1 protein-coding gene is annotated in these 2065 nt (G+C 34.0%); it reads left to right on the forward strand.

The window, feature by feature from the left end:
• The first annotated feature begins 795 nt into the window (after positions 1–795).
• Positions 796–1746: an ankyrin repeat domain-containing protein gene (locus MUW73_RS02665; protein WP_243018540.1), complete on the forward strand. Its 951-nt coding sequence runs from the start codon at positions 796–798 to the stop codon at positions 1744–1746.
• The last annotated feature ends 319 nt before the right edge of the window (positions 1747–2065 follow it).

Consider the following 2065-nt stretch of genomic DNA (forward strand, 5'->3'; position numbering starts at 1 on the left):
TGTTAAAATAACTTTATTGGTCAATGGCGTGAATAGATACGAAAAGAGTAAGATAAACAACCTTATAATCAAATAAAAAACAATAAAAATTCCTTAAGTTAACGCCATTGTGTGAATGGAAACAAAAATCAAGCCCTGTGCAAAAATTGGCTGAAATCAGAGCTTACAGCTGGAAAAACAGAATCGACGCTTCAACCTCCCTCACAACTGTTTTTCTATTTCAGCTGTAATGAGTGATTTCTGATCGCAAATTTTTACAAAGGGCGTTTTTTATTTTTGTGCGAACTCTTGCCACAATGCTGAATGCATACCTACATTTTACTTAAAATCCCCAATTGCTTATTGGCAGTCACCATACCTATAATATATCAATATTGAATATCAAGTTATTATATATTTATTCAGCGCTATAGCTATGTTTTGAACCTATGCTTTCTTTTTGTGCGTGGTCCTAAAAAAATGGTGAATGGATATAAAATTTTGTTTTATATAAAATTATTTTTTAATATCGAAAAAATATTTATAAAGCAAATTATAAAATAAATATAGCTGTGTTTAAACGCACCAAGTGCTAAACCACAGTTAAGCATATTATGCGATAGAAGGCTAGAAATAGAACTGGTTAAATGATTTATAACACTAAAACAATAAAAAGATATGAAAAAGCTTAATTTGAAATCCCATGGCTTTAGGTCAATTGTCATTTTTTTTCCTCTATTAGTTTTACAAATAGGATGCTTAAAACATTCCAACAATGCGTTTGGAATACGATCAAGGCAAAATGCTAAGGACAACATGCTTGCTAAATTTGCTAGGAAGTGGCATCAAGCTGTAGGTGAAGGAGATCTTAATAGAGTACAATACTTGTTAAGTCGTAGTAATTCTTTGAGTCATAAAGAAAAAAAAATGTTTTTAAACTCATCATTAGATGATAAAACAGTAATTTTTAGGGCTATAGACCAAGGTGATGAAGAAATGCTTCGAGGCTTAATTAGGCAGTCAGCCATTGATATTAATAAAACAGGCCAAGGCTTCACTTCACTTGTACAGGCCCTTGCGTATCCAGATTCTAAAAAAGCTAAGGCAATGGCTCTGATCTTATTGAATAGTCCTACTAGTAAGGGGCTAGATGTGAACACTAGTGATCCAGATACAGGTAATACACCGCTGCACATAGCAGCATGGAAAGGTTATATAGATATAATTGCTTTATTAGTTGAAAAACCTAATATAGATGTAAATGCGCAAAATAAAATGGGTGATACTCCTTTGCATCTAGCTGTACTTGGGGGCTATACAGATATAGTTGCTTCATTAGTTGAAAAACCTAATGTAGATGTAAATGCGCAAAATACAATGGGTGATACTCCTTTACATCTAGCTGTACTTGGGGGCTATACAGATATAGTTGTTTCATTAGTTGAAAAACCTAATATAGATGTAAATGCGCAAAATAGAAGTGGCAATACGCCTTTGCATCTAGCTGTATTCCGGGGCGATGAAGGTATAGTTGCTTTATTAGTTGAAAAACCTAATATAGATGTAAATGTGCAAAATAGAAGTGGCAATACGCCTTTGCATTCAGCCATAGGGCATGATCATAAGCATTTAGTTGCTTTATTCGTTAAACACCCTAACATTGCTTTAGATAAGAAAAATAACCATGGACATACCCCTTTTCATCTAGCTCGATGTCGGGGTGATAAACATTTAGTTCCTTTATTAGATAAAACACCTTACCATTAAATTCTTTCACATTAAATAAAGAAATAAAAATCGAGGTGGTCATTCAGCATAGTTGTAAAGCTCATTCTTTGTGTCTATTCACTACTGTTCCAGAAGTGGACTAAAAAACGCCCCTTGTAAAAATTTGCGATCAGAAATCAGAGCTTACAAATGAAAAGAAAAATAGTTATGAGGGAGGTTGAAGCGTTGATTCTATTTTTACGTTTCCGTTCACCACTATGGCTTATGCTAGAAAAAAAACGCGCCCTTTGAAAAAAGTGCGATCAGCAAGCGGCGTTTACAGATGAAAAGAAAAACAGTTGCCGGGATGGATTGCAGG

This window comes from Candidatus Cardinium sp. cByotN1 (assembly GCF_022810525.1).
Lineage (GTDB): Bacteria > Bacteroidota > Bacteroidia > Cytophagales > Amoebophilaceae > Cardinium.

What these genes read in the sequence shown, in the direction of transcription:
- MUW73_RS02665 (WP_243018540.1), top strand. Translation starts at nt 796, where the DNA reads ATGCTTGCTAAATTTGCTAGGAAGTGGCATCAAGCTGTAGGTGAAGGA.